Annotated in this window: 22 protein-coding genes; 9 read left to right on the forward strand and 13 right to left on the reverse strand. The window is 56.3% G+C overall.

The features are described from left to right. Nucleotides 1-17 precede the first annotated feature (17 nt). The 5 genes from GOW16_RS08490 to tsf all read left to right on the forward strand — a co-directional run bounded on the left by GOW16_RS08490 (nt 18) and on the right by tsf (nt 3817). Complete coding sequence (locus tag GOW16_RS08490; protein ID WP_058271637.1) at nt 18-200, forward strand: DUF3553 domain-containing protein; 183 nt, start codon at nt 18-20, stop codon at nt 198-200. A 98-nt stretch (nt 201-298) separates the two neighbouring features. Further along, nucleotides 299-1054 carry a GNAT family N-acetyltransferase gene (locus GOW16_RS08495; RefSeq protein ID WP_170413153.1) on the forward strand — a complete coding sequence of 252 codons (756 nt, stop codon included), beginning with the start codon at nt 299-301 and terminating at the stop codon, nt 1052-1054. Between the two features lie 4 nt (nt 1055-1058). Beyond that, a complete protein-coding gene (locus tag GOW16_RS08500) occupies nt 1059-1895 on the forward strand; it encodes a lysophospholipid acyltransferase family protein (RefSeq protein ID WP_170413156.1) in 837 nt (278 codons plus the stop codon). 166 nt (nt 1896-2061) lie between these two features. Continuing rightward, the gene (gene rpsB / locus GOW16_RS08505; RefSeq protein WP_170413159.1) at nt 2062-2865 is read left to right on the forward strand and encodes a 30S ribosomal protein S2; all 804 of its coding nucleotides are present in this window, start codon (nt 2062-2064) and stop codon (nt 2863-2865) included. Nucleotides 2866-2941: 76 nt separating this feature from the next. Further along, nucleotides 2942-3817 (forward strand): translation elongation factor Ts, encoded by an 876-nt coding sequence (gene tsf / locus GOW16_RS08510; protein WP_170413162.1) that lies wholly within the window; start codon nt 2942-2944, stop codon nt 3815-3817. Between the two features lie 364 nt (nt 3818-4181). On the opposite strand, the gene GOW16_RS08515 is transcribed toward tsf, so the two are convergent. The 3 genes from GOW16_RS08515 to GOW16_RS08525 form a co-directional block, all read right to left on the reverse strand. Further along, nucleotides 4182-4937 carry a LuxR family transcriptional regulator gene (locus tag GOW16_RS08515; RefSeq protein ID WP_170413165.1) on the reverse strand — a complete coding sequence of 252 codons (756 nt, stop codon included), beginning with the start codon at nt 4935-4937 and terminating at the stop codon, nt 4182-4184. Further along, nucleotides 4934-5383, reverse strand: coding sequence for a type II 3-dehydroquinate dehydratase (gene aroQ / locus GOW16_RS08520; RefSeq protein ID WP_170413168.1), 450 nt, complete (start codon nt 5381-5383; stop codon nt 4934-4936). Before aroQ ends, GOW16_RS08515 begins: the two co-directional genes overlap by 4 nt. Nucleotides 5384-5509: 126 nt before the next feature. After that, nucleotides 5510-6511, reverse strand: a complete 1002-nt coding sequence (locus GOW16_RS08525) for an NADPH:quinone oxidoreductase family protein (RefSeq protein WP_170413171.1) — start codon at nt 6509-6511, stop codon at nt 5510-5512. 135 nt (nt 6512-6646) lie between these two features. Between GOW16_RS08525 and GOW16_RS08530 the strand changes: the two genes are divergently transcribed. Beyond that, a complete protein-coding gene (locus GOW16_RS08530) occupies nt 6647-7465 on the forward strand; it encodes an SDR family oxidoreductase (protein WP_170413174.1) in 819 nt (272 codons plus the stop codon). Nucleotides 7466-7488: 23 nt separating this feature from the next. Then, the gene (locus GOW16_RS08535; protein WP_170413177.1) at nt 7489-8514 is read left to right on the forward strand and encodes a phosphotransferase family protein; all 1026 of its coding nucleotides are present in this window, start codon (nt 7489-7491) and stop codon (nt 8512-8514) included. 6 nt (nt 8515-8520) lie between these two features. Here the strand turns inward: GOW16_RS08535 and GOW16_RS08540 are convergent, their stop codons facing one another. Then, nucleotides 8521-9129, reverse strand: a complete 609-nt coding sequence (locus GOW16_RS08540) for a 2-hydroxychromene-2-carboxylate isomerase (RefSeq protein WP_170413180.1) — start codon at nt 9127-9129, stop codon at nt 8521-8523. Between the two features lie 195 nt (nt 9130-9324). Between GOW16_RS08540 and GOW16_RS08545 the strand changes: the two genes are divergently transcribed. Beyond that, nucleotides 9325-10554 (forward strand): serine hydrolase domain-containing protein, encoded by a 1230-nt coding sequence (locus GOW16_RS08545; protein ID WP_170413183.1) that lies wholly within the window; start codon nt 9325-9327, stop codon nt 10552-10554. A gap of 49 nt (nt 10555-10603) precedes the next feature. Beyond that, a complete protein-coding gene (locus GOW16_RS08550; protein ID WP_170413185.1) occupies nt 10604-11473 on the forward strand; it encodes an acyl-CoA thioesterase in 870 nt (289 codons plus the stop codon). Here GOW16_RS08550 and GOW16_RS08555 read toward each other — a convergent pair. From GOW16_RS08555 to GOW16_RS08595, 9 genes are all read right to left on the reverse strand, one after another. Continuing rightward, entirely contained in the window at nt 11470-12237 is a 768-nt protein-coding gene (locus GOW16_RS08555) for an SDR family oxidoreductase (protein WP_170413188.1), read from the reverse strand. The two genes, GOW16_RS08550 and GOW16_RS08555, sit on opposite strands and share 4 nt — an antisense overlap. A 120-nt stretch (nt 12238-12357) precedes the next feature. After that, nucleotides 12358-13587, reverse strand: a complete 1230-nt coding sequence (locus tag GOW16_RS08560; RefSeq protein WP_170413191.1) for an acyl-CoA dehydrogenase — start codon at nt 13585-13587, stop codon at nt 12358-12360. Nucleotides 13588-13712: 125 nt separating this feature from the next. After that, nucleotides 13713-14402 (reverse strand): phosphate regulon transcriptional regulator PhoB, encoded by a 690-nt coding sequence (gene phoB, locus GOW16_RS08565; protein WP_170413195.1) that lies wholly within the window; start codon nt 14400-14402, stop codon nt 13713-13715. A 12-nt stretch (nt 14403-14414) separates the two neighbouring features. Then, the gene (phoU, locus tag GOW16_RS08570; protein ID WP_170413199.1) at nt 14415-15116 is read right to left on the reverse strand and encodes a phosphate signaling complex protein PhoU; all 702 of its coding nucleotides are present in this window, start codon (nt 15114-15116) and stop codon (nt 14415-14417) included. Between the two features lie 16 nt (nt 15117-15132). Next, nucleotides 15133-15930, reverse strand: coding sequence for a phosphate ABC transporter ATP-binding protein PstB (gene pstB / locus GOW16_RS08575; protein WP_170413202.1), 798 nt, complete (start codon nt 15928-15930; stop codon nt 15133-15135). 12 nt (nt 15931-15942) lie between these two features. Continuing rightward, nucleotides 15943-17304 (reverse strand): phosphate ABC transporter permease PstA, encoded by a 1362-nt coding sequence (pstA, locus tag GOW16_RS08580; protein ID WP_170413205.1) that lies wholly within the window; start codon nt 17302-17304, stop codon nt 15943-15945. Further along, complete coding sequence (pstC, locus tag GOW16_RS08585) at nt 17301-18773, reverse strand: phosphate ABC transporter permease subunit PstC (protein ID WP_170413209.1); 1473 nt, start codon at nt 18771-18773, stop codon at nt 17301-17303. Before pstC ends, pstA begins: the two co-directional genes overlap by 4 nt. Nucleotides 18774-18855: 82 nt before the next feature. Further along, nucleotides 18856-19896, reverse strand: a complete 1041-nt coding sequence (locus GOW16_RS08590; RefSeq protein ID WP_170413212.1) for a substrate-binding domain-containing protein — start codon at nt 19894-19896, stop codon at nt 18856-18858. A 193-nt stretch (nt 19897-20089) separates the two neighbouring features. After that, nucleotides 20090-21121 (reverse strand): ATP-binding protein, encoded by a 1032-nt coding sequence (locus GOW16_RS08595; RefSeq protein WP_170413215.1) that lies wholly within the window; start codon nt 21119-21121, stop codon nt 20090-20092. Nucleotides 21122-21138: the final 17 nt, after the last annotated feature.

Raw genomic sequence — 21138 nt, forward strand, 5'->3', positions numbered from 1 at the left:
CGGACCGGAGCCCGATCATGACAGACCTCAATGCCATACTTGCACCGGGCATGTATGTCCGCCACCCCGATTTCCCCGACTGGGGCGTCGGACAGGTGCAGTCCAACATTGGGGGCAAGATCACCGTGAATTTCCAAGAACAGGGAAAAGTGGTGATTGACGGAACCCGCATCGCCCTGACGCCCGTCTTTGATCCGTGAAACTGGTTTAAGAATGGTTAACGATGGGCCGCCGCCGTGCTGGTTGCCATTTCACCGAAAACTGCGGTATCAGCGCGCAAACAAAAGCGGAAACTCCGATGCCGGATGCAGGCCCTTCTTTCACCGTTAAACTTGCCGAAACAGAGGCTGAACTGCGCGCAGCCCAGCGGCTTCGTTATGACGTGTTTGTGCGGGAGTTGGGCGGCGGCGGAGAGATGGTTGACCATGACGCGGGGTTGGAAAAGGACCGGTTTGATCCCTATTTCGATCACATGCTGGCCTATGACGACGCAACCGGCGAAGTTGTAGGTGTTTACAGGCTGTTACCGGGCGAACGCGCCATGGAATTGGGGCAGTTCTATTCCGAGGACGAATACGACCTGACCGTTCTGAAACAGAGCGGTCGCAAACTGCTGGAGCTTGGGCGTTCCTGCCTTCACCGCGACTATCGGGGAGGAACAGCGATGTACCACCTTTGGAACGGTCTGGCGGGCTATGTAAACGAACGCAAAATCGAAGTGTTGTTTGGCGTCGCCAGCTTTCACGGCATCGATGTTCAGGAACTGGCGCAGCCCTTGTCGATGTTGCACCACAATCATCTGGCCCCACCGGACCTTCGAGTCAGGGCTCAACCGGATGTGTTTCAAAGTATGGATCTGGTCGCTCCGGATGTGTTGGATCGCCGTGCGGCAATGGTGCAGGTGCCCGCACTGATCAAAGCGTATCTGCGTCTGGGCGGCTTTGTGGGCGAGGGGGCGTTTATCGACCATGCGTTCAACACGACCGATGTCTGCCTGATTCTGGACACGGAACGGATGAACGAACGCCAGCGGCGTATCTACGGCGGGACCTGAACCAGTGAACGATCCGCTTTGGAACAGTGACGACGCGCCGGACCCGCTTGAACTGGGTGTGTTGGGCTGGGCTTTGGTGATCCTGCGCGGTGTTCCGCTGGCGATACTGGTGTTTGGTGGTCTGCTGGTCCTGCTGTCCATCCGCCTGATCGAATACCCCCTGTTTGGTGTGCGCCGACCGATCACTCCGTTCATCGCGCAGTTCGTCTGTCGCAATGCGCTCAGACTATTGGGGGTCGGATTTCGCAGCACCGGAGAATTGATGCAGCAACGGGGCGCTGTCGTCGCGAACCATACCTCATGGCTGGACATTTTCGCGTTGAACGCACGCAAGCGCGTCTACTTCGTGTCCAAGGCCGAGGTTGCCAAGTGGCCCGGCATTGGCTGGTTGGCCCGCGCAACGGGAACCGTGTTCATCGAGCGGGATAGGAAAAAGGCGCGCGAGCAAACGCTGATCTTTGAGGAACGGCTGAAAGCTGGTCACAAGTTATTATTTTTTCCCGAAGGCACGTCTACGGACGGGCTTCGTATTTTACCTTTTAAAACAACGCTTTTCGCCGCATTTTATTCAGAAGAGTTGCGGGATTTCATGTATGTCCAGCCAGTTTCCGTGATCTTTCACGCGCCGGCAGGACAGCCAGACAGGTTCTATGGCTGGTGGGGTGACATGGATTTCGCCCCGCATCTTCTCAAGACTCTGGGCGCGCGTCGCCAGGGAACGGTCGAGTTGATCTACCATACACCGGCCAAAGTCAGTGACTTTGCTGACCGCAAGGCGCTGGCTGCACATTGCGAAGCGGCCGTCCGCCACGCACACGCGCTGACGCGCCTTGAAAAATAAGGGCGAAATGCCCTTGCACTGCATCAAAACCTGCCGTATACGCGCGCCATTCAAACCCGCAGGCGGGGTTTGGGCTTTGTAGGGGAGACATCCTTACCTGGCCCGCCGGTTGGAGCATCCGCTTCTTTCACCCCCGCCGAGGCGTAAACCGGAAAAGGAAAATAGCATGGCTCTTCCCGAGTTCACCATGCGTCAGCTGCTGGAAGCTGGCGTTCACTTTGGTCACCAGACACAGCGTTGGAATCCCCGCATGGGCCCGTTCATCTACGGCTCGCGCAATGGCATCCACATCATGGACTTGACCCAGACCGTTCCGATGCTGGACCAGGCTCTGCAGGCCGTTCGTGACACCGTTGCAAAAGGTGGCCGCGTTCTGTTCGTTGGTACCAAGCGTCAGGCAGCTCAGCCGATCGCTGAAGCCGCTGAAAAGTCGGCTCAGTACTACATGAACCACCGTTGGCTGGGTGGCACGTTGACCAACTGGAAAACCGTTTCCCAGTCGATCAACCGTCTGAACCAGATCGACGAAGCGATGGAATCGGGTGCAGAAGGCCTGACCAAGAAAGAGCGTCTGGGCATGGAACGTGACCAGGGCAAACTGCAGGCATCGCTGGGCGGTATCCGCGAGATGGGCGGCGTTCCTGATCTGCTGTTCGTCATCGACGTCAAAAAAGAAGCACTGGCCATCGCCGAAGCCAACAAACTGGGTATCCCGGTTGTGGCTGTTGTCGACACCAACTGCTCGCCCGACGGCGTTGACTACATCATCCCCGGCAACGATGACGCAGCGCGCGCGATCGCTCTGTACTGCGATTTGGTTGCTCGTGCCGCTCTGGACGGCATGACCGCTCAGATGGGTGCCGCAGGTGTTGACCTGGGTGCATTCGAAGAAGCACCGGTTGAAGAAGTCGTTGCGGAAGAGGCACCTGTTGCTGAAGAAGCCGCGCCGGAAGCCAAAGCCGAAGCGTAAGCTGCCCGTCACGTTATTGACATATGGGGCAGGGTAGACCTGCCCCAATTCCGTTTGAATTGAGGAGAGCCAAAAGATGGCAATCACAGCAGCAATGGTTAAAGAACTGCGCGATCAGACCGGCGCAGGCATGATGGACGCGAAAAAAGCGCTGACCGAAACCGGCGGCAACATGGACGAAGCCGTTGACTGGCTGCGGACCAAAGGCCTGGCCAAAGCGGCCAAAAAATCGGGCCGTACCGCAGCAGAAGGTCTGGTTGCAGTGCACGTCGACGGTGGAAACGGTGTTGCAGTCGAAGTGAACTCGGAAACAGACTTCGTCGCGAAAAACGCCGAGTTCCAGGAAATGGTCGGCAAGATCGCTTATGCAGCCGAAGGCGTCGCTGATGTTGACGCTCTGCTGGCGGCTGATCTGGGCGGCAAGTCCGTTGCAGACACCCTGACCGACAAGATCGCTACTATTGGCGAGAACATGTCGGTGCGCCGTATGGCCAAACTGTCGGGCGACACCGTTGTGTCCTATGTCCACAACGCAGCCACCAACGGCATGGGCAAAATCGGCGTCCTGGTTGCTCTGTCCGGTGGTGATGAAGCGATCGGCAAGCAGATTGCGATGCACATCGCTGCTGTGAACCCGGCTGCTCTGTCCGAGGCCGATATGGATCCGGCGATCGTCGAGAAGGAAAAGCAGGTTCAGATGGACATCGCCCGCGAATCCGGCAAGCCGGAGCAGGTGATTGAAAAGATGATCATGGGCCGTATGAAGAAATTCGTCGCGGAATCGACCCTGCTGAACCAGCAATTCGTTGTGAACCCTGACCTGACCGTGGAAGCCGCGGCCAAAGAAGCAGGCGCAACCATCACCGGCTTTATCCGTCTGGAAGTTGGCGAAGGTATCGTGGTCGAAAAAGAAGACTTCGCAGCCGAAGTTGCCAAAGCTGCACAAGGCTAAGCCCGGCAGAGGCCCTGAGAGGGGCCTCGACCTGAACAGAATGGAAACCGGCTACATTTTGTAGTCGGTTTTTTTGCGCCATCCGGCGCAGACACAAAACATAGACGTTTGGAAGGAATGAGGGGCCCCGCAGATGGGGATGGTCGAGGCCCCCCAAAATTCCGACTAAGAGACGCGTACAAATAGACGCCCTTTTGTCAGAGCGACCGGAGAGCTTTGTTATGCAAAGATCCGATCAAAACGTTCCCAGGCTAAAGCCACCACTCACGGAACAATAACACTGTGCAACTGGGGCTCAGATTCGGGAAGTCATGATTTCCTTACCTTACGTAAATTGACGCAAATTAGCGTCAAAAAAGGCACATCATGCTTCCATGATGAACATCTGATTTTGCAGGGATGCTTTGAGCACAGCCTGGGCAGTTGTTTCGACGGACAGAGCCTCACGAGCAAGCCTCAGATGCTTCTCAACGGTGGCAGAGGTGAGCCCCATCAACAACGCAATGTCCTGCGTTGTCTTCCCATCCCCAACCCATTCAAGCGCCTCGCGCTGACGCTTGGTCAGAGCCCGATTGGGTGTGTTGTAGGGCAGGGTGAGAATTTTCAGATGCGCGACATTGTTCATCAGCAGGATGTCATCACCATGTTCCGCCCAGATGGCGTCGACCTCGTCCTGACTGACGTCCCCACCAGCTGAAAGAGAGATTGCGCCCTTGGAGCGCATCGACACGGACGTGAAACTGATAGTGTATCCGGCCACCACACCCTTGGACCGGTTGAATTCGTAAACCTGGCGTTCCTGGGCGGTCATCGTGCCATCAGAATTCATGTCCTGGATCATTTTCCAGCTGGCAGCGCCCTCGTTGTGCAGCGCCCATTTCAGCATAGGCGCATGAAAGTACAGCCCGTCCCGCACGAACCCATCAATATATTCTTTGCCGTGGTTCGTCAGGATGGTGAAATCTTCGGGATCACCCAAAGACGTTTCGGTCCTATAGCGCGTGTAGCCGTATAGCAGGCGATCGAATCCGAAAATTGCCATCTGCCGGCAATGAGCGTCCCAAAGCTCCTCCAAAGTTTTGACGTAACTGAGGAAATTCAGATACTCGTCCAGCTTCATGCAGCCCCCTCATTTTGCAAATGAGCCAACAGCCCATCCAATGCCATCACATAGCTATGAAGTCCAAAGCCACAGATCTGCCCCAGCGCAACGGGCGCGATATAGGACTTGTGCCGGAAGGCTTCGCGCGCATGAATATTCGACAGGTGGACCTCGACAACCGGCAACCCAACCGAGGCAATCGCATCCATCAAGGCGATGGAGGTGTGCGTATATGCCCCAGCATTCAGAACGATCCCGTCCTGATTGCCTTTGGCTGCGTGGATTGCGTCAATCAGCGCGCCTTCGTGATTGGATTGCTGATGCGATACGTCCAACCCGATCTTCGCGCCATGGCTCACGCAGGTTTCTTCGAGCATTTTCAGTGTCGTACGGCCATAAACCTCGGGTTGCCGTGTACCCAGCAAGTTCAGGTTTGGACCGTTCAAAATCAGAACTTTATGCATTCACTCTCCATCCCATTACTGGTTGATAAACGTGAATAGGTATGGATGTCCACCAACCTGCGCACTCATCAGGCGAGTATTGGTCAACAGACACCATCTCATCTTGAAACTTGCGCTGGAAAACGGTCAGGTTTCGGGCATCGTGACGACAACTTTACCGAGAACAGTTCGGTCGTTCAGCATGGTCAGGGCGTCGCTTGCATCCGCCAATGCAAACCGGGCACGGATTTGTGGTTTTATCTGACCTTTTGCGTATAGATCAAACAACTCTTTGACATTTTCGGCGTTACCCTTCGGATCGCGATACACTGAGGCCCCCCAGAACACGCCAACAACCTGGCACCCCTTCAACAAAGGCAGGTTGAGTGGAATTTTGGGGATACCGGCCGGAAACCCGACGACAAGAAACCTGCCGTTCCATGCCATGCTGCGCAAGGCTGGCTCTGCATAGTCACCGCCGACAGCATCATAGACGACATCCACGCCATCTGCCCCTGCGACTGCCTTGATTTCGCTGGAAAATGCTTTCTGAGCGTCGCGATCCATCTGACGCGAGTAGATGATGGTTTCGTCCGCCCCGATCTGACGGCAAAAATCCGCCTTTTCAGTTGAGGAAACAGCGGCGACTACACGGGCACCCATCGCTTTGCCCAATTCAATGGCGGCGCTTCCGACGCCACCCGCGGCTCCCAACACCAAAAGTGTTTCGCCGGGCTGCAATGCCGCGCGATCCTTCAGAGCGTGATATGAGGTGCCGTATGTGAAGATAAAGCACGCGGCGTCCTCGAAAGGCATCGTCTTTGGAAACTTGACCGCCGTGGCCGCCTTGACCGTCGCCTGGGTTGCAAAACCGCCATATCCGGTCAACGCCAGAACCCGGTCGCCAACCTCGAACCCGGTTACGCCTTCGCCAACGCCTAAAACCTCACCCGCGATTTCACCGCCCGGAGCGAACGGTCTGGGGGGCTTGATCTGATACAGGTCCTGGATCATCAGCGTGTCGGGAAAATTGACGCCTGCAGCTTTGACCCCGACCAGCAATTCCCCTTTGCCTGGTACCGGGTCGGGCAGGGTTGTGAGTTCCAGAGTTTCCGGTCCGCCCGGAGCGACGCTGAGTAACGCTTGCATAATGACTGTGTTGTCCCTGTTATTTGGTTGGGAGGACCTTTGGCGCAGCGGCGGATGTTGTCAAGAATTCCGCTGGGTGCAAAGCTCGGCTGCAACCACCGCTTGAGCCACCACTAAAATAGCGAGGAGCAGATCATGACCCCTGAAACTTTATTTTCTCTGCAGGGAAAAACCGCGTTGGTGACAGGCGGTGCCACCGGGATTGGCCGGATGGCTGCGGAATCGCTGGTTCGGGCAGGGGCTCGTGTGCTGATCGCTTCGCGGAAGGGTGACGCCTGTGAAGCCGTCGCGGCCGAGTTGAATGCATTGGATGCACCAGGCAGCGCAGAGGGCTTCAGCGGCGATGTCGGGACCGAAGAAGGTGTTCAGGCTATGGTGGACGAGGTGAAGAATCGCACGGATATCCTTGATATCCTTATGAATAATGCGGGAATCTCATGGGGATCGCCTCTGGGACAGTTTCCCTATCATGCGTGGGAAAAGGTCAATTCCGTGAATGTCGCCGGGCTGTTCGAGTTGACGCAGCGCCTTTTGCCGATGTTGATGAAATCCGGAACCGCGGACGATCCGGCGCGCGTCGTCAACATTGGATCCGTAATGGGAGAAGTTCCAATGGGCGACGGTGCCTACAGCTATTCCGCGTCCAAAGCTGCGGTTCTGCATTTGACCAAGATCCTGGCCAAGGAATTGTCGCCGTACCATGTCACCGTCAACGCGCTTGCGCCCGGGCCATTCGTGTCCCGCATGACCGCCTTTGCAACGGCAGACGAAGGTACACGCGAAAAAGTTGGCAAGACTGTACCGCTGGGCCGTGTGGGTCGTGACGAGGATATTGCCGGGTGTATGTTGTTCCTATGCGGTCGCGGCGGCAGCTATGTAACCGGAGCCGTCATCCCGGTCTCAGGGGGCTTAAACGTGGTAACAGCCGGCAACCTCTTCGCCGAAGCGCTTTAAATAACGAAGTATAGTAGGCTGAAATGGAAGCGAAATCACAAATCGATCTTGAAGCGCTGGATACTTACCTGAGTGCAAAACTTGACGGTTACCAAGGCCCGCTGGAAGCCACGAAGTTCGACATTGGCCAATCCAACCCAACCTTCGAGCTACGCACGCCGAGCAAGACTTATGTACTGCGCCGGAAGCCTCCCGGCGTTTTATTGAAATCAGCCCATGCTGTGGAACGAGAGTTTCGCGTCCAACGCGCGCTTGCGGATAGCGCGGTTCCGGTTCCTCGGATGATGCTGCTATGCGAAGATGACGATGTCATCGGCTCCGCGTTCTATGTCATGGAGCGTCTGCAGGGGCGTGTGTTTCTCGAGCCCACGATGGATGAGGTCGACAACGCGACCCGCACCGCCGTGTTCGACGAAATGAACCGCGTTCTGGCCAATCTGCATGAGGTCGATGTCGATGAGGTAGGGCTGTCTGATTATGGCCCTCCGGGGAACTATTTCGAGCGTCAAATCGCACGTTGGACAAAGCAGTATCGCGCGTCCGAGACAACGACCATACCCGAGATGGACTCGCTTATCTCGGAACTAGAGGCGTCTGTTCCGGGCGATGACGGGCAGCGAACCTTGGTGCATGGCGATTATCGCATCGACAATCTGATGTTCGAACAGAACGGATCGCGCTGTATCGGCGTTCTGGATTGGGAACTATCGACGATCGGGCACCCATATGCCGATTTGGCTGCTGTCATCATGCAATGGCAATTGCCGCCCGGAAAGGAGGGGCGCGGGTTGGCTGGTGTAGACCGCCAAGCCCTAGGAGTACCTACAGATCAAGAGTTTATCGGGCGATATTGCCAGCGCCGTGGACTACCCGGGATCGAAAATTTCGGATTTTATCTGGCGTTCAATTTCTTCCGAATGGCTGGAATATTGCAGGGTGTGTACAAACGCGCATTGGACGGCAATGCCTCTGACCCCAAACGTGCACAAGTGTTTGGCGCCTATGTATCAGTGTTCGCCAAGCACGGGCTTGCTGCACTGAAGTCTTAGCCCCCATCAGCTCTGCGATTGGGAGAGCTCTAATTCCAGATTGCACAGGCTGTTTTTGCCAAAGAACATCTCGGTGCCGACAAACATTGTCGGCACTCCGAACGCGCCGCGTTTTACTGTAGCCTTGGATTGCTCTTTAAGCCGCTGCTTTACTTCGGCACCCGTCATAGCCTCGTGAATCTTGCGCGCGGGAAGCTTGTTTTCCTGCAAAATATCCATCAGGACACCCAGTTCATCGACTTTCTGACCATGAACCCAAATCGCGTCAAAAACCGCGTTTACATACTTGTTTTCCCACGACTTACCCGAAGCAAAGACAGCGCCGCGCATAGCAAACTTGGTGTTCACCGGGAAATGCGGGCTCATATGAAAACTCAAACTGCGTCTTCGCGCAAAACGATGAAGATCGTGGGTCAGATACGCCGTCTTCTGACGATTTTCCGAGAATGCCTCGAACGGATTCTGGTTATGCGTTGCCTTGAAAATCGTTGGAAGCAACACGGGCACATAGTTCACTTGCATACCATTTCGTTCCGCCAGTTCGGGCAGGACCTTATGGGCCAGAAATGCGTTAGGGCTGCAGAAATCGAAAATGAAATCTATGGTCTGCGTCATTGTTTAACTCCAGTACGACGATCTATGAAACGAACTCTGAACCACCGGACGAATCTGTAACGCGTCCAGTGTACAGGCGGGAAGACTGTCGCGCACTGCCAGTTGATTGCGATACGCAAATTCGGGAATTCCTCTGTCAATTCAGTGTGTCACGGGTAAAGATCGACGAAACCGCCCGAGGAGGTTCTGAAACCCATGTGCAGCCTGACAACACTAGATCCTGCCCGCCTGAACCGCATACGGGACTGGATGCAGCGCTATGTTGATGAACGCAAGTACGCTGGCAGTTCATTACTGTTGAACCACCACGGGTCCGAAGCGTTTTTCCACGCCTGCGGCCGCAGAAGTGTCGAAAGGGACCTGCCGTTCCAGCGTGATACGCTTGTGCGTATCTATTCGATGACAAAACCAATCACCTCGGTCGCGGTGATGATGTTGGCCGAGCGCGGTTTGTTTCATCTCGACGCGCAACTCTCTGAATTCTTGCCCGAATTTGCCTCAATGCAAGCTCTTGTACCCGGAGCTGAGAGACTGGATCAAATCGAGGAGGCGACATCCCCGACACTGCATCAGCTTCTGACACACACAAGCGGTTTCAGCTATCCGTTCAATCCTGGTGTTTTGCCGGATGCGATGGAAGAACAGAAACTGATATTTGCACCAAATCAGGGGCTGTTGAAGGACAGGGTAAGTGTACTGTCGAAACTGCCGCTTGCCTTCCAACCCGGAACCCGCTGGGAATACTCGGTTTCCACGGACGTATTGGGACGTGTGGTCGAGGTTGTTTCCGGCAAAACCTTGGATCAGTTTTTCGCGGAAGAGATCTTTGAGCCGCTTGCGATGGCTGAGACCGGGTTTTCTGTACCCAAAGGGGCAGGGGATCGGTTCGCCTCTCTCTATACGCCACTGGCCGGAGATGCGATGGCGCTGAATTCGGCCGAAACGGGCGATGACACCCTGCGATTAACCGATTGGGCAGGCAACTCTCCGTTTGAAAATGCAACGACCTATTCGGGCGGTGGCGGTTTGATCAGCACGATCGATGATTACGCCAAATTCGCTGAAATGATCCGGAATCGGGGGCAGGGTAACGGACAGCGCTTGCTCAGCCCGAAGACAGTGGATTTCATGCTGCACAATCATTTACCGGGCGACATCGCATCGATGGGTCCGCAGAGCTTTGCCGAACAACCGATGGAGGGCATGGGGTTTGGCCTGGCTGGTGCCGTCATCATCAACCCCGGCAGAACCCGGACGCCTGGATCGCTGGGGGATTTCAGTTGGGGTGGTATGGCCTCGACCTTTTTCTGGGTCGACCGCTGCAACGACCTGTCGGCGGTGTTCTTTACGCAATTGTCCCCATCCAGTTCCTATCCGTCCCGTTCCGAGCTTAAGGCGCTGGTCATGGGCGCATTGATTGAATGACCCGCGCGGCACTGATACGCCTAACCAAAAGCCAATCGGAGAGTCGCCCATGACCGAAGCAGAACGTGTTCTTCTTGACCTTTTGAACCTTGAAAGGCTCGAAGTTGATCTGTTTCGGGGTACCGGTTCAGGCGGTGAGACTCCGACGCGAATCTTTGGCGGGCAGGTGGTGTCACAGGCGTTGGCTGCGGCATACCGAACCGTGAATGATCGGCTATGCCACTCACTGCATGCTTATTTTATTCGCCCAGGAGACCCATCTATTCCCGTTGTTTATCAAGTTGATAGAGCGCGAGATGGAGGTTCTTTCACAACGCGACGCGTTGTAGCCATTCAGCATGGAAAACAAATCCTGAACGTGTCGGCGTCGTTCCATATTCAGGATGAAGGCTGGGATCATCACCACCAGATGCCGCAGATGGAAGCACCCGAGACTTACCCGTCGCGCACAGAACTGCGCAAAAAATATGTGGATCTCGTGCCCAAACACCTGCGGGGCGAACTGACACGCGAGCGGCCGATCGAAGTCCGTGAAGCAAGCCATCTGGACCCGTTTAACCCTGACAAGACGGATGATCACAATCAGGTCTGGTTCCGCATGCCAGGTGCGTCAGGTGCCGATGCGGCCACTCAGCAGTTGCTGCTGACTTACGCGTCAGACATGTACCTGATGGGTTCGGGCATGCGACCGCACGGTCTCAGCTGGTTTACGGGTGAAGTCAATGCGGCCAGCCTGGATCACGCTATGTGGTTCCACGCGCCAATCCATTTTGAAAACTGGCATCTGTACTCGATGGATTCGCCTTGGAGCGGGCGAGGGCGCAACTTCAACCGCGGGTCGATTTATGCGCAAGACGGCACTTTGGTTGCGTCGGTCACTCAGGAAGGTTTGATGCGCAAAGCGCAGAAGAAACCTTAATCACCTTCGATAAACTTTTGATTTAGCTTACGCATTCCGCCCAACCACCGGTCATAGTCACCAGCTTTGTGCCGCATGTAATCCAACACCTGCGGATGTGACAGCACCAGAAACTGCTCTGTTTCAATGGCTTCGACACAGGCCTGAGCGACATCTTCAGGCTCTAACAAACCGTCGATAGACGCAACTGAATCCTTAAAGCCGCGTGTCATTTCCGATCGAACCGCCTGCGGGCACAAAACGGACACGCGCAAGCCTTTATGGCCATATGTCAGCGACAGCCATTCGGCAAATCCAACGGCGGCGTGTTTCGAGACGCCATACGGTGCTGCACCGGGCTGGTTCAGCAAACCCGCGGCAGAGGCCGTTGTCATGATGTAACCGCCGCCACGGGCAATCATGCGAGGCACCAAATGACGCGCGGTCCAGACATGGGACATGACGTTGATCTTCCAGATCCGGTCCCAGTCTTCGTCCGGAACGTCCAGACCGCCAAGCGTCAGGATACCGGCATTTGCACAGAACAGATCAATCGGGCCAATCTGATCTTCGACATGATCAATCAGTGCCTTGATGCTGGTTTCGTCTGAAACATCGCATGTGACTGCGTGGCCGTGGATTTCGTGAGCTAAAGAACACGCGGCTTCGGTATCTATGTCGGCGCAAACAACTGTTGCACCTTCGCGGGCAAACCGAGTTGCCAGACCTTTACCGATACCTTTAGCTGCGCCGGTGACGACCACAGTTTTGCCATTCAGGTTCATCCGATACTCCAAACTGAGTGTTTAGAAAGGCACCGTAAGACATTGGCGATTAGAGGAAACCCCCAATCGCGCAATGCTATTTATTTACCATAATACCGATTATACGAAATCTGTAATATCCTAGTAGAAGGCCTGTAGCCCGGTCTGCGCCCGCCCCAGGATCAGCGCGTGAACGTCGTGTGTGCCCTCATAGGTGTTCACAGTTTCCAGATTGACCATGTGGCGGATCACTTGGAATTCCAGCGAGATACCGTTGCCGCCGTGCATGTCACGCGCCAACCGCGCGATGTCCAGCGCCTTGCCGCAGTTGTTGCGCTTCACAATCGAAATCATCTCGGGCGCCGCTTCGGCCTGATCCATCAGGCGGCCGACGCGCAGGCTAGCTTGCAAACCCAAGGCGATCTCAGTCTGCATATCGGCGAGTTTGCGCTGGAACAATTGGGTCTGCGCCAGCGGCTTGTTGAACTGTTTGCGGTCCAGACCATACTGGCGCGCACCGTGCCAGCAACTTTCAGCTGCGCCCATGACGCCCCAGCTGATCCCGTAACGTGCACGGTTCAGACAACCGAACGGACCTTTGAGGCCCTGAACATGTGGCAGCAGTGCGCCCTCGTCTACTTCGACGCCGTCCAGGACGATTTCACCCGTGATCGATGCCCGCAGGCTCATCTTGTTCTGGATTTTGGGCGCGCTCAGACCTTTAAGCCCCTTATCCAAGACGAACCCACGGATTTTGCCGTCATGCGCGTCGGATTTAGCCCAGACAACAAAAACATCTGCGATGGGCGAGTTCGAGATCCACATCTTGCTGCCGGTCAGCCGATAGCCGCCATCAATCTTTTCAGCGCGGGTTTTCATGCCCGCTGGGTCCGAACCCGCATCGGGTTCCGTCAGACCAAAGCAGCCGATCCATTCGCCACTGGCCAGTTTCGGAAGGTATTTCCGGCGTTGTTCTTCGCTGCCATAGGCATAGATCGGGTACATCACCAGCGAGCTTTGGACCGACATCATCGAGCGATACCCGGAATCAACACGCTCAACCTCGCGCGCGACCAGACCGTAAGACACGTATCCTGCGCCCAAGCCGCCATATTCTTCGGGGATCGTGGTGCCCAACAGGCCCATTTCGCCCATTTCGCGGAAGATTTCCGGGTCGGTCTCCTCATTCTGAAAGGCTTCCAGAACCCGCGGTTGCAGCTTTTCCTGAGAATAGGCCTGCGCACTCGCGGCAATCATGCGCTCGTCTTCTGTCAGCTGATCCGCCAGGCGGAATGGATCGTCCCACGAGAACGCCCCCATGTCAGGTGCATCTTTTGCGCGCAAAGTCGGTTTGGTGTTCGGGGCGTTCATTTTGCTTCTCCGTAAAATCGGCTTTGTCGCAAAATACCCTGCCATAACCGCAAATAACAGCTACAGTTTCGCATCGTTCCATGAGCAAACCGCATAAAACAGGGCGGCGCACCCTGCCCCGTGCTTTACCCCAAGGCGTATCCAGCGCCGCGAACGGTACGCACAGGATCCTTGCCACCATGCTGCGTCAGCGCCTTGCGCAAACGACCGATGTGAACATCGACCGTTCTGGTATCGACATAGATGTCGCGCCCCCAAACCCGATCCAGCAATTGTTCGCGGCTCCAGACACGGCCGGGCTTCTCCATGAACGTACTCAGCAGACGAAACTCTGTTGGACCCAATTTCAACGGTTTGCTGCCGCGGCTGACCTTGTGGGTTTCCGAGTCCAGAATGATGTCATCGAACTCCAGCTTGATCCCGACCGTCGCCGGGCGGACCCGCCGCAATTGAGTGCGGACCCGCGCCATAAGTTCGACCACCGAATACGGCTTGACCACATAGTCATCCGCCCCGGTTTCCAACCCGCGCACCTTGTCGACTTCTTCGGACCGGGCCGACAGCATAATGATTGGAATTGCGCGCGTATCTGGCCGCATTTTCAAGCGGCGGCACACTTCGATCCCGCTGAGATTGGGCATCATCCAGTCCAGAACGATGATGTCCGGGCTGTCCTCGTCAACCAACAGCAACGCCTCGTCGCCATTGGCCGCTTTGGAGACACGAAACCCTTCAGCTTCGAGATTGTAGGCCAGCACCTCGCGCTGTGCCAGTTCATCCTCAACAACGAGTACTGTTGGCTGATCGGCGGACATAGCCATTGCCCCCTAGGCGGTTTGCGAGGTGGTATCGGCTTTGGGTCGCGCTTCCGACGGTCGCTCTCCGGTCACCAGATAGACGACCTGCTCAGCAATGGCCGTGACGTGGTCGCCCATACGCTCGATATTTTTGGCGATGAAATGCAAGTGCATGCATGACGAAATGTTTCGCGGGTCTTCCGCCATAAATGTCAGAAGCTCACGGAACAGACCGTTATACATCTGGTCAACCTCCTCGTCCCGGTCGATCACGTCCGAAGCCAGCTCGGCGTCACGCTGAATATAGGCGTCCAGTGCGTCGCGAAGCATCCGCTCAACTTCGCGCGCCATACGGCGCAACGCGGCGGCGCTGCCGTTGATCTCACCCGCGTCCACCAGAACCGTGGTGCGTTTGGCGATGTTTTTGGAATAATCCCCAATTCTTTCAAGGTTGGCCGACACCTTCAGAACAGACAGAACCAGACGCAGGTCGCCTGCTGTCGGTGCCCGCAATGCGATCACCCGCGCGGTTTCTTCGTTGATCAGTTCCTCAAGCGCATCAATGGCCTTGTCGCCCTGACGCACCTCTTGAGCCAGTTCGACATCGCGGGTCTCAAGCGAGCGTGCGGCGTTCATGATCGCGGCCTCAACCAGCCCTCCCATCTTCATGATATAGGCCTGAACCGCTTCAAGGTCGCGGTCGAATGCGGATGCAATATGTTGTTCGGTCATGTTCAAATACCTGTCCTCAGCCGATACGGCCGGTGATGTAGCTTTCCGTGCGGGGATCTTCAGGGTTGGTAAATATCTGGCCGGTTTCGCCAAACTCGACCAAGTTGCCCAAATGGAAGAACGCTGTTTTCTGACTGACCCGCGCGGCCTGCTGCATCGAGTGTGTCACGATCACCACCGAATAGCGCGAGCGCAACTCGTCGATCAGTTCCTCGACCTGCGCGGTCGCAATCGGGTCCAGCGCCGAGCACGGCTCGTCCATCAGCAGAACCTCGGGCTCGGTCGCGACGGCGCGCGCGATGCACAGACGCTGCTGCTGACCGCCTGATAAGCCCGTGCCGGGGGCGTCCAGACGATCTTTGACTTCGTCCCAGATCGCGCCTCGACGCAGCGATTTCTCAACGATGTCATCCAGTTCCGCCTTGTTCTTGGCAAGGCCATGAATCCGTGGACCATATGCGACATTGTCATAGATCGACTTGGGGAACGGGTTGGGTTTTTGGAACACCATTCCCACCTTGGCGCGCAGCTGCACGGGGTCGACACGCTTGTCATAGATATCCTCGCCATCCAGCAGGATGTCACCTTCGACACGGCAGATGTCGATGGTGTCGTTCATCCGGTTCAGGCACCGCAGAAAGGTGGATTTGCCGCAACCCGACGGTCCGATAAAGGCCGTTACGGTCTTGTCCTCGATCTCAACATTCACGTCTTTGATGGCGTGCGTGTCAGCATAGTAAACCTGAACATTGTTGGCAGCGATCTTGATGGCTTTGGAGTCCACGGTTCTCTCCACTCGTGTCATATCATTCATAGTAGCCCCCATTTACCAGCGGCGTTCAAAGCGGCGGCGAAGCAGCACCGCAATCGTGTTCATTGTGACGAGGAAGATCAACAGGATGATGATGCCCCCCCATGCGCGTTCATAAAAGGCCGGGTCGGCGCGCTTGGACCATTCGTAGATCTGCGCCGGCATAGCCGAGTTCGGCGACAGGAAGCCCGCGACGATGCCATCGGGCGGGTTCGAGGCGATAAAGCCTACCATCCCGATCAACAGCAACGGTGCGGTTTCACCCAGTGCCTGCGCCAGACCAATGATGGTGCCGGTCAGAATACCGGGCGCAGCCAGCGGCAGAACGTGGTGGAATACGGCCTGCATTTTCGAGGCCCCTACCCCAAGCGCCGCATCGCGGATCGACGGCGGCACCGCCTTGAGCGACGCCCGGGTCGAGATGATGATGGTCGGCAAGGTCATCAGCGTCAGCACCAGACCGCCCACCAGCGGCGCGGACGTCGGCAGGTGCATGTAGTTGATGAACACAGCCAGACCCAGAATACCGAATACGATGGACGGCACAGCGGCCAGGTTCGAGATGTTGACCTCGATGATATCCGTCAGGCGGTTCTGCGGCGCGAATTCCTCAAGGTAGATCGAGGCTGCAACGCCAATCGGCAAGGCCAACGCCAGAACCACGAACATCATGAACAACGATCCCAGCATGGACACCCCGATCCCCGCCGCCTCGGGCCGTTGGTCAGAGGCGTCAGCACCGAAAATGAAATCCGGGTTGAAGGCTTTGTAAAGCACGCCTGCGTCCCGCAACTGATCAACGAAATCAAGCTGTTCGACCGAGATGCTCTTGTCGTTGGCGATCGACTCGCGGCTGACGCGGCCTTTCATATAGCCATCGACCCGGCTGTTGGTGAGAAAACGGAAGCTGACCGTCTTGCCGATCTCATCAGGGTTGGCGAGGACATAGTTCCGTAACTCTGCTTGAGCGGCTTTGGACAGGATCTTGCCCATTGCCTTGGGTTTCAAGTCGGTCTGAATGCCCAGTTTTTTCACTTCGCTTTCCAGCGCGGCAGAGATCAGAGGCGCATAGCCAAAGGTCGAAACCTTCTTGATGTCTTCGATATTGCGGTTGCCCTTCTTGTCCAGCTTGTCGGCTTTCAGGTCGACATCCAGCTCAAGATATGTTTGCTGAAAAGCCCCGGTGCCGGCGGTCACGATATTCGTCACCAGCACGATCAGCATCAGCAGACCGATACCGATGGCAGCGATACCGTACATCTTGAAACGGCTTTCGGCCGCATTCCGCCGTTTGGTCCGCGCGTCCTTTTCGAACAGCGATCCGCCCTTGGGCTTCGCGGTCGGAGCAGCGCCAGGTATTTGTGACATATCGGTCATTCGTACTGCTCCCGGTATTTGCGTACGATGTAGAGGGCGAAGATGTTCAGCCCCAGCGTGATGATGAACAGGGTCAGACCCAGCGCAAAGGCCACCAGCGTTTCGGGGCTGGCAAAGTCGGTGTCCCCGGTCAATTGGCTGACGATCCGCGTGGTGATGGTCGTCATCGCCTCAAACGGGTTACCCGAGAATTTGGCGATTGCACCGGCGGCCATCACAACGATCATCGTTTCTCCGATGGCGCGGCTGGCCGCCAGTAGGATAGCGCCGACGATACCCGGCAACGCAGCCGGAAGGATCACATTGCGCACAGTTTCCGAATGCGTGGCACCAAGGCCAAGCGAGCCATCCCGCATGGATTGCGGCACCGCGTTGATGATGTCATCCGACAGAGATGAGACAAACGGGATCAGCATGATCCCCATAACCAGCCCGGCGGTCAGAACCGCGTTTGAGCTCGCCATCCAGCCGACACCCAATACGCCGCCGTCGCCGAACATGGACACCAGCGCGGGACCCACGGTCAGCAAGGCAAACAGGCCGTAAACGATGGTCGGAATACCGGCTAGGATTTCCAGCAGCGGTTTCGCGATGGACCGCGTCACGCCGGACGCATACTCGGACAGGTAGATCGCCGCAAACAGGCCAATCGGGACCGCCACAAGCAGCGCGATCACCGAGATATAAAGCGTGCCCCAGAGCAGCGGCAGGATCGACAATTCACTGCCACCGCGGAAGTTCGGAGCCCATGTGCTACCGAAGAAGAAATCCTTCCACGAATGCAGTTGGAAAAAGTTCATCGTCTCAAACAGCATCGACAGAACAATGCCGATGGTCGTCAAGATCGCGATCGATGCGGCCAGCAACAGCAGGGCAAGAACCCCCTGCTCTACCACGTTGCGCGCCCGGAATTCCTTGTGCGTCCGCACATAGGCAAAAGCGGCTCCAAGCAGAGCCAGCGCCAGAACGACGACCTGCATCGCAATCGTCCCGGTCGACGTCATGCTGCGGAATTTCTGTGCCGCCACCAAAATGGGCTGCGTGACATCCTGCGTCAGAACCTGACCGGCGTCTTTCAGTGATTTGGTCAGAATTTCGATGTCCGCATCACCGTCCTGAGCCTGCGCCTCGGTCATCGCGCCACTGGAGACAGCGCCGTCCAGACCGTAGGCGACACGGCGTACTTCGCTCATGATCAGGCCGCGATCAGATCCTTCGGGGATTGCCTGATCGGGAATGAGACCGGACACCGTGCTGTTCACGATCATCGGCTGGGCAAGCAGCCAGACGATCAACACGCCAATTGCGGGAACCAGAGCCGTCAGTGCAACGTTGTAGCCATAGTAAGACGGCAGAGAATGCAAGTCGCGGGCGTCACCCCCCACACTTGCCAGTGCGCGGGACCGACCCGCGAAATATCCGATCACTGCCAGCGCAAGCAGGATAAGCAACAGCCAGGATAACGCCATAAGAACTCCGTGGGGATGGCAGAGATGGAGTCAAAGGAACCGGGGCGCACAGTCGCCGCCCCGGTCCTGTTCGTAAGAGTGATTAGGAACCGCCGCCCAGAACGGTTTCGTTGGCAACAGCTTCCTGTACTTTGACCAGCTCAGGGTCAGACACCAGGCCGTATTCCGCCAGCGGACCATCGGGGCCTGCGATCTCGTCAGCGACGAAGAACTCAGCATATTCTTTCAGGCCGGGGATCACGCCGATATGCGCTTTCTTGACGTAGAAGAACAGCGGGCGCGAAACCGGGTATTCGCCGGATGCGATCGACTCGGTGGAAGGAACGATGCCAGACATGGTCGCGACCTGCAGCTTGTCGGTGTTGTTCTCGTAGAACGCCAGACCAAAGACGCCGATGCCGTCTTTGTTGCTGTCGATGCGGGCCAGAGTTTCCGTGTAGTCGCCGTCGATATCAACCGAAACGCCGTCGGTGCGCAGAGCGATACAGGCTTTCTCGGCGGCTTTCTTGTCGTCGCCGTTGGCAGCCTTGTAGACGTCGAAGTCGCCCAGATGCTCACAACCAGCCAGGATCACTTTGTCTTCGAACACTTCACGGGTGCCGTGCTTGGTGCCCGGGATGAAGGCTGCGATTGGCTGTGCCGGGAACGCAGGGTTCACGTCGGTCCAGGTTTTGTTGGGATTGTCGACCAGTTCGCCGTCAACAACGATTTGTGCGGACAGGGCTTTGTACCAGTCTTCCGGAGTGAACTCGAAAGAGTTGCCGTTGATGTCGGATGCGAAAACGATGCCGTCATAACCGATCTGAACTTCGATGATGTCGGTCACGCCGTTTTCGGCACAGGCTTTGATTTCTTTTTCACGGATCTGGCGCGAGGCGTTAGCAACGTCGATGGTGTTTTCGCCAACACCTTCACAGAAACGCTTGAGGCCAGCCGACGACCCACCCGATTCAACAACCGGTGTCGGGAAGTCAAAGTTTTCACCGAAGGCTTCAGCTACGATCGAGGCGTATGGCAGCACAGTCGACGAACCAGCAACCTGAACCTGATCACGCGCGGCGGCCGCGGTGGCCGATACAGCAGCAATGGTAAGCGCCGAAGCCGACAGTTTTACAAAGGACATTTCAGTCTCCCTGAAAAGATAGATTGTGATCACCCCCATGATGATCTTGCACGAACTCCTAAGCAGCGCGCGTAAGCCTTTTGTGACAAGTACGTAACGGTTTTATGACACGTAACGATTTTCTTACGTTTTCTTAACTTGACGACAGACTTGACCTGCAAACCCGCAAGGAACCTGTGTCAGAGCCCAAATTTCAGCGAGGCAAAATCACAGTAAATACAGCGCCCTTGCCCAATTCGCTTTCAACACGCAACCGGCCCCTGTGCCGATTGACGATGTGTTTCACAATCGCAAGGCCCAGCCCCGTACCACCCAACTCGCGTGATCTGTGACTATCGGCGCGATAGAATCGCTCGGTCAGACGCGGCAGGTGTATCGCATCAATACCGGGGCCTTTGTCCGCGATCTGCACCCGGATAGCAGGTCCACGTATGGCTGTGTCACGTTCAGATGCCTGAATGCGCACATCTACACTGCCGCCACTGCCTCCATACTTGATCGCGTTTTCGATCAGGTTCGTGAATACCTGACGCAATTGATCGCTGTCACCGGTGACCGAGATCGGTTCTGTTGGCGCATCCAGTGCAAGCTCTACCTTTGCTGCCTCGGCCAACGGTCGCAGAGATGTCAGCGTCGACTGCAGTAAACCTGTCAAATCAAGCCGTTCCTTGGGGCGCACCCGCTCTTCGCTCTCAACGCGATTCAGGGATAGCAGATCGCCGACCAGCCGGTTCATCCGGTTGGCCTCATCCGTCATGATCTGCAAAAACCGCTCTCGCGCGGCGGCATCATCACGGGCGGGACCACGCAAGGTTTCAATGAAACCCATCAAAGCCGTCAAAGGCGTGCGCAACTCGTGGCTGACATTCGCCACAAAATCGCGCCTCATCTGACCGGCTTGCTCCAGATGCGTGACGTCCTGAAAAACGACCAAAACCGTGCCAACGCCGTTTACATAGCGGCACTGAACTTCAAAAGTTGTGTCCTGAGCGCCGTCATTGGCAAGATGCCGGGTTTTCGCAGGACCTTTGCTGCGCAAGCTCTGCTCAATCGCGTCAATGACCTGCGGCTGCCGAAGGATCGTTGCAAAATGGCGTCCTTCAATGTTTTGTCCCAGCAAGGTCCTGGCGTCGATATTGGTCGCGATGATCCGCTCGGTCTGATCCACCATAAGAGCAGGCATGGGGACGGCAGACACGATTTCGGCAAGCAGGTCGTTTGGCATTTCCATTACTCGTTATG

Origin of the sequence: Ruegeria atlantica (assembly GCF_013033965.1) — a bacterium.
Taxonomy (GTDB): Bacteria; Pseudomonadota; Alphaproteobacteria; order Rhodobacterales; family Rhodobacteraceae; genus Ruegeria; species Ruegeria atlantica_D.